Origin of the sequence: Bacillus sp. YP1 (assembly GCF_000877815.1) — a bacterium.
Lineage (GTDB): Bacteria > Bacillota > Bacilli > Bacillales > Bacillaceae > Bacillus > Bacillus subtilis.
In genome coordinates, this window is the sequence record NZ_CP010014.1 from 2,901,041 (window position 1) to 2,914,768 (window position 13,728).

The following is a 13,728-nucleotide window of genomic DNA, read 5'->3' on the forward strand; positions in this document are numbered from 1 at the left end:
TTATAAATAATCCGCGTTTGGCAGCACTTGCTGGCTGCGGGTTGTGAGCAATTTTTGCCATTCTTCGATCGTTGGGCGTTCAGCCAATTCCACGAAAGTCACCTCTGCCCCTTCACGGCGCCATTGTTCCACCAATGTCATGATCCTTACCGAATCAAGACCACGATCGAGCAAATCCTCTTGATCTGTGATGTCTTCCGATGTTTCTTGTAGAAGCTCAGCAATTTGTTTACGGATATTCTCACATGTAAACACATTCTTTTTGCCAGTGTTTGCTGACGTTTTTTGAACGTCTGCCGGCGCATTCTGCAGCTGATCAAGAAGACTGTCAGTCATCACGGTAAACGCACAGCGTCCAGCCGCATAGTCCAGCGCCATTTGATGTTTTTCTAATGAAAAATCAGCAACTGCATCTCCCACAAAAAAGGCTTTAATATCCTCCATAAATGCTTCACATGCTGTAACAAGACAGCCGATATGGGCGTAAATTCCTGTAATGATCAGCTGATCGCGTCCCTCTTTGCGCATCATTTCAAGCAGATTCGTTCTCTTAAACGCGCTGTATCTCCATTTTGTCAGCACAAGATCATCATCCTCCGGTGCCAGCTCGGTTATAATTTTCTCCTCATAAGGACCGCTGTTTAATCCCGGGCCCCAAAAGTCTGTCAGCAGCGCACGGTCATCCGGATTTTGGCTTCCCGGCTGTGCGGTATAGACAACAGGAATCCCAAAATGAACACATTGATTCTTCAGCTTTCGTATATTCGCTGAAAGCTCTGTTACCGGAGACGCTCCCGCTGTGAAAGCATCGACAAAATAGTTTTGCATATCGTGTATTAATAGGACCGCCCGATTTGGATCAGGCACCCATGAGACTTTGTTTTGCGGCATATCAGACGCTGTCGGCATTTGATACGGCTGAATGGCAGGTATAGCCATATGAACACTTCCTCTCAAATTGTTGATTTATTTTTTTGACCCTGCAAGAAGTTTCTCGGAAATGGCTTCACGAAGAGCCTTTTTGCTTACCTTTCCTACCCCTGTCTGCGGAAAGGATTCGACAAATTCAACTCGGTCAGGGATTTTATATGCCGCCAGTCCGCGCTCTCTCAAAAATGCTTTAAGCTCTGCGGCTTTTGGGGCTTCATCCCGGGGAATAATGAACACACAAGATCTTTCGCCAAGAAATTGATCAGGCATGGAGACCATTGCTGCATCATGGACAGCCGGATGCGCCAGCAGATGATTTTCTACCTCTTCAGCCGCAACCTTTTCTCCTCCACGGTTAATTTGATCCTTCGCCCGGCCTTCAACGACAATATAACCGTCTCGTGTCAGCCTGACGATATCACCCGTACGGTAAAAACCGTCCTCAGTAAATGAAGCGGCGTTATGCTCTTCTGCCTTATAGTAACCGCGAATTGTATACGGTCCCCGCGTCAGCAGATGGCCTGTTTCACCAGGTTTTACGTCGCGATCATGATCATCCCAAACACGCACTTCATCATATGGAGACATCGGTTTTCCTTGGGTGTTGACAATGATCTCCTCAGGATCATCCAATCTCGTATAATTGACGAGACCCTCTGCCATTCCGAACACCTGCTGCAGCGTGCAGCCGAAAACAGCTTTTACCCTGCGCGCGGCTTCAGCACTAAACTTGGCACCGCCGACCTGCAGCACTTGAAGGCTGGATAAATCATCACGGCGTGAGGATGCCGCATCCATCCATACCATCGCAAGAGGCGGAACAAGAGCGGTTATCGTGACCTTTTCCCGTTCAATTAAAGGAAATGCGTCATCTGGACTTGGAGAAGGAGATAATACCACTCTTCCTCCAGCGTATAATACGCCGAGAACGCCAGGTGAGCTCAGCGGATAATTGTGTGCCATCGGCAGCGCGGCCAAGTACACCGTGCTGTGGTCGAGCCAGCAGACCTCCACACTCCGCTTCAGGCTGTATATGTAGTCATCGTGGGTCCTCGGAATCAGTTTCGATAGCCCGGTGCTCCCGCCAGAAAGCTGGAGGAACGCCACATCCGAAGATTTGACTTCAGGCAGTTTTACAGGTTCTGTATGCAAATCCTCCAGCGGCAAAAATTCCTCTGCCTCACCTGCGACAATGACGTGTTTCAAAGTCGGCAGCTTGCTTTGAACTTGTCTGGCAAGCGTACGGTAGTCAAAACCGGAATAAGCGTCGGGAATGATATATGCAGCCGCTTCAGCAAACTCGCAAAAATATGTAATTTCACTGCTTCGATGAGAAGGCAGTGCGAAGACTGGAAGCGCCCCCAGACGGAATAGCGCGAAAATAACTTCAAAAAACTCTTTGATATTTGGCAGCTGCACCACGACACGATCCATCTGTTGAATGCCGAGCTTCTGAAATCCGGCAGCCAAACGATCAACCCTTGTGTCAAGCTCTTGATAGCTCCAATGGGTGTTCCCGCATGTAATCGCAATGCGGTCGCCATATTTGGCTGCCCGGTCTCTTAACAAATCTCCAAACGTCTCGCCGGCCCAGCAGCCATTCTTTCGATAGGTCTCAGCTAACTCATCAGGCCAAGGAGTAAATCCTTTCAGCATGTTGCATCCCTCCAGCAATTCATTCTGTTCATATGTGATCCACGCCCATTGCCCGCAGCATTGTCCGAAACTTTGCGGACGTCTCCTGAAGCTCGTCCTCGGGCTTTGAACCGGCCACAACACCAGCTCCAGCATACAGGCGGAGTGAGCGTTCTTCTGCTTCTGCACAACGGATGGTCACGATCCATTCTCCGTCACCGGCATCGTCACACCATCCGACCATGCCGGTAAAGAAACCGCGGTCAAATGGTTCAATGCTGTGAATCGCTTCTCTTGCAAGATCAGTCGGTGTTCCGCAGACTGCTGGCGTCGGGTGGAGAGCCGCCGCCAATTCAAGTGCGGTTACAGACGGGTCGGAAAGCTCTCCCTTAATCACGCTGGACAGGTGCCACATCGTTTCCGTTTTGATCAGTGAAGGCTTCTCCGGAACCTCCAGCGTCCGGCAGAAAGGTCTCAGCGCTGCCGCAACCGCGTCAGCGACAACCGCGTGCTCATGAAGATCCTTTGCGGAAGAAAGCAATTCAGCTGCCCGGCGCTGGTCTTCAACAGGATCATTACTGCGCGGCCTTGAGCCGGCTAATGGGTTGGAAACGACCTGTGTTCCCATCCTTGAAACGAGAAGCTCCGGACTTGCTCCGAGCAATGTTCGGCGGGGAGACGTTTCCTCCTGACTGGACACGTCTGCGGCAAACGTGTAGCCATGCGAGTTATGCTGAGCCAGATGGCGAAGCAATTCATCCGTCTGAATCGGTTCAGGCGATGTCAAATGCAGCGATCTGGACAGGACGATTTTGCTGAGTGTTCCATCGGCAATGCGTGTCAGCCCTTGTTCAACACCATTTTTATAATCCTCAGGTTCAGGAACAGGCTTTATGTGGTATGTATGCCCAGCCTGCTGTTCCTTTTCCTCATGATCAAATTGAAGCGGTCCTGACCAGCGCACTTCTTCAGGTACAACGAGCCGCGCTGCTTTTACTTGATCAAAAGGAACGGCCCCGACAACAAGCGGCCGGCTTTGCCCTGATTGTTTTGCCTGACGTAACGCCTCTGCAATTCGGCCAGAAAGGGTTTCCATTTGGTTTTGCCCGTCTGCCTCCGGTACGATTTCACATATGCCTTTCGCTAACAGTACACGATGAGGAGACGCTAAGAAAAAGGCGCCCGGCTGATATTCATGAAGCAAATGCTCCGCTTTTGTTTCTGTTATAACGTTTTGATCCAACATTCTCATGAACCTCCTTTAAATTCAGTTACACGCCTAAGGTCGCGCCGCCATCTACGCATAAATTATGCATCGTAATATGCCCTGCCTGGCCAGAAACCAAAAAGAGCACCGCATCCGCAATATCCGAAGGCTTGGCTAGTTTTTTGAGCGGAATCCCTGTTTTAAATGTCTCAAGTGATCCTTTTATGACTTGCTCCGCTCCATTCTCGTCGGCCCATAATGACCACTGCATGTCTGTTTCCGTTGATCCGGGAGATACAATGTTGCAGCGAATATTGTATTCTGCAAGCTCAAGGCCAAGGCATTTCGTAAACATCACAGCCGCAGCCTTTGAAGACGCATATGCCGCCATAGATGTTCTTGGTACACCGGCAGCATTCGATCCGACTGTTACAATCGAACCCGATCTTCGGTCCATCATATATTTGCTGACTGAACGCGAGGCGTTAAATACGCCAGTCGAATTCACTGAGAACGTCGCCTCCCATTCCTCATCGCTAAGCGAATGGATCAGTCCCGGGCGAAGGACACCCGCTACATTCACTAAAATATCAATCGGCCCCATTTCACGTTCGATGCGCGCCGTGATCTCGTCAATCGCCGCGCTGTCTCTCACATCCGCAGGAAAAGCTTCTGCATGGCGGCCTTCTGCTTTGAGGCTGCTCACAACCTTTTCCAGCTTTTCAGGATTATAATCAACTGCCGCAATATGTGCGCCTTGACTGGCAAGCGTCCGCGCAACAGCTTCGCCTATTCCTTGGGCAGCCCCTGTTATAAAAGCAATTTTTCCCTCTAAACCCTTTGCATTCATATCATCAATTCCTTTCTTCGCTCCAATGCCGGACAGACATCCAGCGAAAAAGACTGCTGCGCCTTGAAAAACGCAATCCATTGATAATGATTATCATTATCAATTATAAAAATAATCATATCCAAATGTCATGTGACAGTCAAATATAATTTCAGTGACAAATATCTTTTTAAAGGCAAGGCTGAGTATGTCTCAGCCCATTGATAGATGCGGTCCGTCAGGGTGAAGCGCAAAACGCAGCGCCCGGCTGACCAAAACAGGAAGAACTGAAATATGTCCTTCTCCTGAAAACTCGCAAAATTCTGCCCGTATGCCTTGTTCAGATAAAACGGCCAGCCGCTTATAAAGCTCCCTCGCATTGTCGTTCATCCGGCTTTTATGATGCTGCTCCAATTCCCCTGCGGCAAGCAGGATATTGATAGGCTGATTGTTTTTCTTGGTGAGGGAGGCGAAATGGTCCGCTTTCTCGAGAATAAATGGTTTATTCCAATGAATGGACGGACTTCCCGCGATATACGTTTGAAACGCATCGGGCTTTGTTAGCAACACCTGCAGCACGAAAAGCCCTCCGAGCGAATGGCCAAAGATTGTTTGTCTTTTTTTATCAATCTGGTAATCTCGTTCTATCTCCGGTTTTAAATCCTCTTCAATAAATCTGAAAAAGCCCTCCGCTCCGCCATGCTCCGGCCATTCTCTGCCGTCGGGCCTTTCCGGCAGCTTCGATTGGGCTGTTGGCATTGTAAAATCCCGGTGGCGTGCTGAAGAGAACGGCTCCGCTGTCTCATAGCCAATGCCGACGATCACTGCAGGGATCACCCCGGTTTTTTCGGGTCGGCGTCCCTGTATTCGAACGGCTTCCGTCATCGTTCCGAAGACAGAATTGGCATCCAGCAGATAAATCACAGGATAACCAGCGGGTGGCGGCGGCGTACTAGGTTTCGAGATAAAAATGTGATAGGTACGGTTTTCATTGCGTGAAGACATCATACGCACTTCCGTACCAGGAATCGTAAATACGTTTGATGTCCCGCCATTTGTCCGGTCTATTGTTTGCTCTTTCATGCAGTACGACATTCCTCTCTTTAAACTAAACCGCAATGTATGATAATGATTTTCACTATCAACTAGACACCTCAAATAATAGGTTTTCTTCCAAAGAAAGTCAACTTTTTCCCGAATAAAAAAGGCACCTTGATCAAATAAGGTACCTGCAGACTATCAATATGGAAGTAAAAACCCAATAAAGATGCGGATTGTCCTATTTGAAATAGAACCTTAATCCCATGTAAACCTTTGATTTTGCCAAGGGTCGCCTCTCATGTGATAGCCATTCCGCTCCCAAAAGCCAGGGTGATTTTCTTTCGTAAATTGGATGCCGCGCAGCCACTTGGCGCTTTTCCAAAAATACAGATGCGGAAATACACCCCGCAGCGGAAAGCCGTGTTCAGGGGTTAAAGGTTCGCCATTATGCGCATAAGCCAGAAGGGAAGTTTCCGCTAAGAAATCATCAAGCGGCAGATTGGTCGTCCAGCCCTCTTCAGCATGTAAAATGACGTAGCCCGCTTCTTCTTTTACACCCGCTTTTTCCGCTATATCACAAGCCCGCACGCCTTGCCACACATTATCAAGCCTTGACCATCCCGTGACACAATGAATGTCATTTTTCGATTCATACCGTGGAAAGGCTTTGACATCTTCAAAGCTTAGCAGCATCGGATGGTCAACCAAACCGTATACTTGAAGATTCCATTTCGTCATATCTTCGTAATATGGGACATCTCCGGTATGAAGCACAGGAAATGAAGTGGTGACGTTTTGATTTGGCGGCACTCTTCCAGATTGATCGGACTGTCTTGTTTTTCCGAAATACATATGGGCCTCCTTTTTGTTAACCTAATTTAAAATCATGTTGACAATCTTTTTGTTCTTTATTACTCTATGATTGTGTATGTCAACCTAAGGGGGAACAACGATGAAACAACGTAAACTTCGTGCGGGAGATATGGCGCTGATTGGCATGTTCGCCGCACTTATGGCTGTCGGGGCCAACATTACATCAGTAGCACCCTTTTTACAAGTAGCCGGCATTCCGCTTTCGATGCAGCCGTTTTTCTGTCTCTTGGCAGCTTTGCTTCTTGGCAGCAAACGAGCAGCGATTGCCATGATTGTATATGCACTTGTGGGATTGGCCGGAGCGCCTGTGTTTGCTCAATTTTCAGCAGGCTTCGCACCGTTTGCAGGGAAAAGCGGCGGGTTTATTTTCTCATACATCCCGGCAGCCTTTGCAGCGGGATGGTTTTTAGAACGAAACATTCAGCCAAGTAAAATTCGATTTCTCATTGCTTCACTTATCGGAACGGCGATCATGTATCTCATCGGCACTACCTATATGTATCTTGCACTGAAGCTGTGGATTCATACGCCAGTGAGCTACGGCACGGCTTGGGGCTTTATGATTTGGTTTATGGTAAAAGATACAGCGCTGGCTGTGATACTGTCGTTTATCGCACCAGCAATCTACCGCTCTATTCATAAAGCAACCGGCTTTAACAGAAATCACATATCATCTACGTAAAAAACCGTTCTATTGGACGGTTTTTTTATCATAACGAGAAAAGGCTCCCCAGTAAAGGGGAGCCTTTTTCCTATAAAACAAGCGCTGCAATCCAGCCAAAGATGACAAGCGGAATATTATAAAATATAAATGTCGGCACACAAGTATCCCAAATGTGGTGATGCTGGCCGTCCGCACTCAAACCTGAAGTCGGTCCAAGCGTACTGTCACTGGCAGGTGAACCGGCATCGCCAAGCGCAGCAGCAGCCCCGATAATCGCAATCGTTGCCATCGGGCTGAATCCTAGCTGCATGCATAGAGGCACAAAGATGGTTGTGATAACAGGAATCGTCGCAAAAGAAGATCCGATTCCCATTGTAATTAATAAGCCGACAATGAGCATCAGCAATGCGCCCAAGGACTGACTGTGTCCGATAAAACCGGCTGACGTTTTGACCAGTGACTCGACATCTCCGGTTTTCGTTAATACGTTTGAAAACCCGGCTGCAACAAGCATGACAAAGCCGATAAAGGCCATTAAAACCATTCCATCAGTAATCAGTGAGTCCGCTTCATCACGCTTCATCACACCGCTGACAAACAGAACAATCAGACCAGCGAGCGCCCCCATAATCATTCCTTCCACTCCCAAAGTCTGAGATAAGTAAAGCTGGACGCCGAGTGACACAACAATGGCTAGAACCGCGATACCAATACTTTTTCTCGTATATGGCGATGCTTCTGCACCTGAAATGTCTTTTGTTTCATATTGTTTCGGTTTACGGTATACGATCACTGATAAAATAAGGCCGACAACCATACCTGCAACTGGAATAATCAGTGCGTACGGAATGTCAGCAAGCGGAACGTTTAACCCGGCATCCGCCATATTGTCCTTCAGCATGCCTTGGAAGATTTGGCCGAAACCGACCGGAAGCAAAATATAAGGAGCCGTTAAGCCAAATGTAATTACACACGCAATCAGACGGCGGTCCATTTCAAGTTCATTAAAGATTTTCAAAAGCGGCGGAATCAGCACCGGGATAAACGCGATGTGAACCGGAACGACGTTTTGCGAAAAACAAGATACAATTAAAATAATCAGCACAATCAGCACCTTAGACAGTGCTTTTTTTCGAGAATCTTCTTTATTTCCGATTAATTTAACGGAGGCTTCCACCATTGCGTCCGGAAGACCTGTTTTCGTCAAAGCGGCGGCAAACGCGCCAAGCATGGCATAGCTGACTGCAACGGTGGCATTTCCGCCGAGACCGTCTGTGAAAGCTTTAACCGTTTCGCCAAGACCGAGCCCGCCTGTTAACCCGCCGGCCAAGGCGCCTATAATTAATGCGATAACAATATTGACACGCAGCAGGCTTAATACAAGCATAAGCAGGACTGCGATGACGACTGCATTCATGATGATACCCCTCCAAAAATCCTTTAGTTTGCTAATGTAGTAGATAAATAAAGTACGAACGTATCGTATCATAACCGATCCACTTTAGTCAACTAAAGATTCCAGAAGAAAAAAATCCCTGCCGCATCATACAGCAGGGATTTTTCATTACTCGTTTTTATCTTCTTCCAATGTAAATCGCTCCGCAAGTGTAGCCAGTGTTCTTGCCATAACGCCAGTAGCCCCGGCCGGCCCGAAGCAGGTTGCTTTATTGGCAGTCGCTGTTCCTGCAATATCAAGGTGAACCCAAGGTGTTGACTCAGCGAATTCACCAAGAAACGTTCCTGCCATAATCGCATGTCCCTCGCGTCCCGGTGAATTGTTGAGATCCGCCATTTGGCTGCTTTTCACGCGTTTTTTATCCTTCTCTGTTATCGGCAGCTGCCAGATTGCCTCGCCGCACTCTTGTGCAGCATCAGCTACCTGCTGGTAAAAGCTTTGATCATTTGTCATTGCACCGGTTGTTTCTGTTCCTAATGCCACAACGACGCCGCCGGTAAGCGTAGCTACATCGACAAGAACCGACGCGCCATGCTGTTTCGCGTATGTAATGCCATCTGCAAGCACTAGCCTTCCTTCAGCATCCGTATTAAGGATTTCTATTGTTTTTCCGCTTAAAGATACGATCACGTCATCCGGCTTCATGGCCCCGCCGGAGATCATATTATCGGTTGATGGAATAACGCACAGCACGTTTTGCTCAGGACGAAGCTCTCCGATCGTTTCCATAGCCCCGAGAACCGCAGCTGCTCCTCCCATATCTGATTTCATGCCGACAATTCCAGATTTCGTTTTAATGGAGTAGCCGCCTGTGTCAAAGGTAATTCCTTTCCCGACTAGTCCGACGACGTCTTCCCATTCCTTTTTGCCCTGATATTTCAACACAATCATTTTCGGCGGTTCGGTGGAGCCTTGGTTTACCGCAAGTATTCCGCCCATACCGAGCTCTTCCATCTCTGATTTCTCCAATATTTCACACTCAAAATCATATTTCGCCGCAAGCTCTTCAGCATACGAAGCGAGGTCAGTCGCTGCCAGCATGTTTCCCGGCATATTCACAAGCGTTCTAGCCGAATTTGTCCCTTGTCCGTATGCCTGGCCGACGCGAAGCCCGGCCTGCACTTCCTGTGTATCTTCATCTGTTACAACATACACGGCTTCAATTTGTTTGTCAGGCTCATTTGATTTGTGCTTATAATCCTGCACCTCATAGGAAGCAAGCAGGCAGCTCTCAGCTAAAGCATGCGCGGCATCGGCTGGAGGCACGTCTTCCGAAATAAACGTATCAAGCAGAACAGCAGTTTCTTGTTTTCGATCTTTATGAATGGCTTGAAAAACATGAGCAAAACGTTCCTTCGCCTGTTCAAACGAATAATTTGCTTCTCTCCCCAGACCAACGAAATAAATCCGTTTCATACCCGCAGAAGATGGAGGGAATACTTTTGATACTTGATTCGGTTTCGCAGAGACATCACCCTCTTTTAAAAGCTGTGTCAGATGGCCTTCGAGCATTTCATCAATTTCCAACGCTTTTCCTGTCAGCTGGCTTTTTTGAAAAAGCCCGACCACAAGGGTTTCTGTATGCTCTGATTGTTGAACCGCATAAAACATGAGGCTTACACTCCTAACGTAATGGGTATTTGTAATGAACAATGGTATAATAGGAAAAACATTCTTTCCACTATACTTATTTTAACAAACAACAGTCTAAGACTTGCTTTTTTCTTTTGAAACACGAAGGATTTTTCAAATAGAAAGGATGTCGCCGATGGAACTTTTAACGAATTTTCCTTTATTATCAAGCCTGGCCGCAATTATTTTTGCTCAGGTCATCAAAGTGCCCATACAGTTTATCGTGTCCAGAAAACTGGACTGGTCGCTGGTCACAAGCACAGGCGGCATGCCCAGCTCTCACTCCGCAGCGGTCACTGCACTTTCAACAGGCGTAGCCTTGGAGCATGGATTAGACTCCTCACTCTTTGCGGTTTCCGCCATTTTCGCCGTCATAACCATGTTTGACGCAACTGGCGTCAGACGTCATGCCGGTGAGCAGGCAACAGTCATTAATAAGCTTGTCATTGATTTTAACCGTTTCGTAAATGAAGCGAAGGACTTCCCTAAGGCTGCAGAGAAAGAAAAGCAAAAAAAGCTGAAAGAACTTCTCGGACATCAGCCGATCGAAGTCTTTTTCGGAGGACTAACAGGTATTTTACTGACATTGGTACTCGCTTACTTTTTCATGTAAAAAAACGCTCCTGCTTTCGCTGGAGCGTTTTATTCTTTCACAGTTTTATATTGATTTCTGAACACTTGCAAAGATTTTGTTTCATTGAGCTTCTCAAGCTCATCCTCGGTAATCTTTCCCGTTCCCTTTTTAATCACATATACATCAAGGGTTTTTTTGCCCCATTCATTGTATACATCTTTGACGGTTTCAAAGTACAGATCAAGGCGGTTTCCCTTAATTGCCGATCCTGTGTCAGCTACAACGCCGAGACCGTAGTTCGGAATGAATAAGATCGTGCCAATCGGAAATACGGACGGGTCAGCAGCAACCGTGGAATATAAATCCCTTTTCACTTTCACACCGGAATATGTAAGCCCGTATAATGGATCACCGGGATTTTTGCCCGTCGACTCAGCTCCTGCTGTGTAGCCTGTTGCTGTTACTCTTTGGACTGGATATTCATCCCAATCAAATGCCTCTTCTAACGGTTTAGTTTTATCCTCAGCCGCGGACGTGGTTTGTGTTTGTTTCTGCTGCAATGCTTTTAATGTCAGTCCTGCATGCTTCAAGTGCTTTTCCTGATGTTCCTGCACCCATTTTGACAAGTCCTTCGCTTCAATTCCTGACACTGATAAAAATGTCGTGCCAAATGCAAGCAGAAATAAACAGGTCATCAGCAAACGTCTGATCATATTCACATCATTCACCTCTCCTCCGAATCATTGTTCCCAAGTGGAGAGAGCATTATTCAAAATGATGAATGAGCTGAACGCATAAAAAAAGCTTTCTTTAGAAGAAAGCGGCATTTAAAACATTTGATATCCTCTTTTTCTGAGCATGTTGATCGCTATACCGGACACGATGGCGCCGGCCAAACCGCTGACTAAAATCAGCACATCAGCAGCCGCTAATGATAAGACACGATGAAACAGACTGGCAAAGGATTCTCCCGGCGACTGGACATAGCTGATCAGCTTTTCTTTGCTGATAATGAAAAGGCATACAATTGGATAAATCACAGCCATAATCCAAGACATTCTCAGCAGCATGTTTAATAAGAAACCGATTCCAAAAAACAAGACAAAAAACAAAACAATTGAGATGATTACGACTGGCAGACTAATCAACCTATTCCACCCCCCTGCGTTGTTTTTAGTGTAACGCGGGGGCTGAAATAAAGTCAACGGCTGGAAAAAGAATGACTGTCTTTTCCTGTCCCCTGGCAAGACGGACAAGTCTCTGAACCGCCGAGAATCAATTGAAAATATCCTTTTCCTGAACAAAATGGGCATGCATGTGAAGCGGTTGTCGTTGCAGTTTTCATCTAATCATCACCCTTTTTTTCTTAATTTTCTGATAATATACCATATCAAGCTGTCAACAATAAAGTCAGATCATGTGACAAATCTTTTGATGTAAGCGGAAACATACTTGTTTTCCTCTCGTTCTCTTTTTATTTTGGCGTTTTTTAATAAAGAAAACCCGCTTCCGCGGGTTTTTAGAAAAACTTGAACTTGCCTTTTTTCAGTGTCAGTCCGAGTCCGCCAATCATAAACAGCGAGCGGTTATCAATGACTTTTTTCATAAACGAAGCAGGCGTGCCTTTCAGCTTTCTGCCATAAACAACCCCAACCGCGTTATGCTCGCCAAGAGAAGCCACTGTTCCCTTAATGTCCGGCTTGAATTCCTCAAGCTCTCCGCCTTTAATAAGCCTGCCAAGGTTTTTAGCGACCGTTATGCCCTGCTGCATTGCAATTTGCGCAGTCGGCGGATACGGGCGCTCTGTATCTTCATTCATAAACAGCGAGCTGTCGCCGAGAATAAAGACATTGTCATGTCCCGGGGCGCGGAGATCAGGATTGACTTTGACTCGGCCGCGCATATTCTCAAAACCGGCTTCCTCCACAATCGGATGACCGCGGACACCTGCCGCCCATACAACGGTTTGCGATTTGATCTGCTCTGGTTCCTCATCTTTTTTGCCGACTCTGACTCCTTCTGGTGTACATTCTTGTACAGCCGTGCCGATCTTGAACTCAACTCCGTTTTCCTCAAGATAATGTACGGCGTAATCAACAAGTTCCGGATCAAAGCCCGGCAAAACGGTCGGCGCTGCTTCCACACAAATGATGCGGACAAGGCTTCTGTCAACGTCATATTCCTTACAGAGCTCGGGCACGCGAGCAGCCAGTTCGCCAAGAAATTCAATTCCCGTAAATCCGGCACCACCAACAACGATCGTTAACCTGTCCGGCCGTTTTTCCGCTTCCGTATTGTAAGTCGCAAACTGCAGCTCAATATGTTCCCGTAGCAGTCGCGACGTGTTGATGTTGGCAATCGGAAACGCATATTCTTTTAAGCCTTTAATGCCGAACGTTTCAGGCACGGCGCCGAGCCCGATGACTAAATAATCGTACTGCAGTTCTCCATTCGCAAGCACAACTTTTTTCTCATCAATTTTGATTGCCTTTACGGTATCCTGTACAAAATTCACCCGTGTCTGGTTGATTACATCTTTTATCTGATAACGGCAGCGGTCATGATGGAGCGTACCCGCGCTCGCTTCATGCATCCATGTCGTTTCATAATGATAATTGTGTTTATTTACAAGCGTAATGTCAGCATCATTCGGCCCGACATACTTCGTCAGCCTTGTCACCGTCATCAATCCGCCATATCCTGCACCTAAAATCACGATTTTGGGCTTATTCAATGCCATCACATCCACCTTCTCTTTTTTTGCTTTTGTTAGACCCATAATAAAATCATCATTTGTGTTAGCTTCAGCTTATTGGCGGGATTTTATGAAATATATTGAAAAGTTTTTTGTGAAGTCCTTACCCGTAGCACTATTATCATGTTTATC

General features: G+C 47.0%; 14 protein-coding genes. 2 read left to right on the top strand and 12 right to left on the bottom strand.

What is annotated here, in order from left to right:
• The 6 genes from QF06_RS14310 to QF06_RS14335 all read right to left on the bottom strand — a co-directional run bounded on the left by QF06_RS14310 (nucleotide 1) and on the right by QF06_RS14335 (nucleotide 6,494).
• Nucleotides 1–939: an isochorismatase gene (locus tag QF06_RS14310; RefSeq protein ID WP_041850577.1), complete on the bottom strand. Its 939-nt coding sequence runs from the start codon at nucleotides 937–939 to the stop codon at nucleotides 1–3.
• Nucleotides 940–966: 27 nt separating this feature from the next.
• Nucleotides 967–2,586: a (2,3-dihydroxybenzoyl)adenylate synthase gene (locus QF06_RS14315; protein ID WP_043940187.1), complete on the bottom strand. Its 1,620-nt coding sequence runs from the start codon at nucleotides 2,584–2,586 to the stop codon at nucleotides 967–969.
• Between the two features lie 28 nt (nucleotides 2,587–2,614).
• A complete protein-coding gene (gene dhbC / locus QF06_RS14320; RefSeq protein WP_041850575.1) occupies nucleotides 2,615–3,811 on the bottom strand; it encodes an isochorismate synthase DhbC in 1,197 nt (398 codons plus the stop codon).
• Nucleotides 3,812–3,836: 25 nt separating this feature from the next.
• The gene (locus QF06_RS14325; protein ID WP_041850621.1) at nucleotides 3,837–4,622 is read right to left on the bottom strand and encodes a 2,3-dihydro-2,3-dihydroxybenzoate dehydrogenase; all 786 of its coding nucleotides are present in this window, start codon (nucleotides 4,620–4,622) and stop codon (nucleotides 3,837–3,839) included.
• Nucleotides 4,623–4,814: 192 nt separating this feature from the next.
• On the bottom strand, nucleotides 4,815–5,684 hold the full coding sequence (gene besA / locus QF06_RS14330; protein ID WP_041850574.1) for a ferri-bacillibactin esterase BesA: 870 nt from the start codon (nucleotides 5,682–5,684) through the stop codon (nucleotides 4,815–4,817).
• A 213-nt stretch (nucleotides 5,685–5,897) separates the two neighbouring features.
• Nucleotides 5,898–6,494 carry a sulfite oxidase-like oxidoreductase gene (locus QF06_RS14335; RefSeq protein ID WP_003228739.1) on the bottom strand — a complete coding sequence of 199 codons (597 nt, stop codon included), beginning with the start codon at nucleotides 6,492–6,494 and terminating at the stop codon, nucleotides 5,898–5,900.
• A gap of 100 nt (nucleotides 6,495–6,594) precedes the next feature.
• Here QF06_RS14335 and QF06_RS14340 point away from each other — a divergent pair, with 100 nt between their 5' ends.
• Entirely contained in the window at nucleotides 6,595–7,197 is a 603-nt protein-coding gene (locus tag QF06_RS14340; protein ID WP_043940188.1) for a biotin transporter BioY, read from the top strand.
• A gap of 70 nt (nucleotides 7,198–7,267) precedes the next feature.
• Here QF06_RS14340 and QF06_RS14345 read toward each other — a convergent pair whose 3' ends face one another.
• Together QF06_RS14345 and QF06_RS14350 are read right to left on the bottom strand one after the other, a co-directional pair.
• Nucleotides 7,268–8,596: a Na+/H+ antiporter family protein gene (locus QF06_RS14345; protein ID WP_003228736.1), complete on the bottom strand. Its 1,329-nt coding sequence runs from the start codon at nucleotides 8,594–8,596 to the stop codon at nucleotides 7,268–7,270.
• A gap of 147 nt (nucleotides 8,597–8,743) precedes the next feature.
• Complete coding sequence (locus QF06_RS14350; protein WP_041850573.1) at nucleotides 8,744–10,246, bottom strand: leucyl aminopeptidase; 1,503 nt, start codon at nucleotides 10,244–10,246, stop codon at nucleotides 8,744–8,746.
• A gap of 157 nt (nucleotides 10,247–10,403) precedes the next feature.
• Between QF06_RS14350 and QF06_RS14355 the strand changes: the two genes are divergently transcribed.
• On the top strand, nucleotides 10,404–10,880 hold the full coding sequence (locus tag QF06_RS14355; protein ID WP_003244337.1) for a divergent PAP2 family protein: 477 nt from the start codon (nucleotides 10,404–10,406) through the stop codon (nucleotides 10,878–10,880).
• 29 nt (nucleotides 10,881–10,909) lie between these two features.
• On the opposite strand, the gene spsC is transcribed toward QF06_RS14355, so the two are convergent.
• The 4 genes from spsC to QF06_RS14370 all read right to left on the bottom strand — a co-directional run bounded on the left by spsC (nucleotide 10,910) and on the right by QF06_RS14370 (nucleotide 13,581).
• Entirely contained in the window at nucleotides 10,910–11,554 is a 645-nt protein-coding gene (gene spsC / locus QF06_RS14360) for a stationary phase survival protein SpsC (RefSeq protein WP_041850620.1), read from the bottom strand.
• Nucleotides 11,555–11,668: 114 nt separating this feature from the next.
• Nucleotides 11,669–11,989, bottom strand: a complete 321-nt coding sequence (locus QF06_RS14365) for a YuiB family protein (protein ID WP_003243877.1) — start codon at nucleotides 11,987–11,989, stop codon at nucleotides 11,669–11,671.
• A 53-nt stretch (nucleotides 11,990–12,042) separates the two neighbouring features.
• Nucleotides 12,043–12,186: a YuiA family protein gene (locus tag QF06_RS21445; protein WP_003243733.1), complete on the bottom strand. Its 144-nt coding sequence runs from the start codon at nucleotides 12,184–12,186 to the stop codon at nucleotides 12,043–12,045.
• Between the two features lie 174 nt (nucleotides 12,187–12,360).
• Nucleotides 12,361–13,581 carry an NAD(P)/FAD-dependent oxidoreductase gene (locus QF06_RS14370; protein WP_038828079.1) on the bottom strand — a complete coding sequence of 407 codons (1,221 nt, stop codon included), beginning with the start codon at nucleotides 13,579–13,581 and terminating at the stop codon, nucleotides 12,361–12,363.
• Between the last annotated feature and the right edge of the window lie 147 nt (nucleotides 13,582–13,728).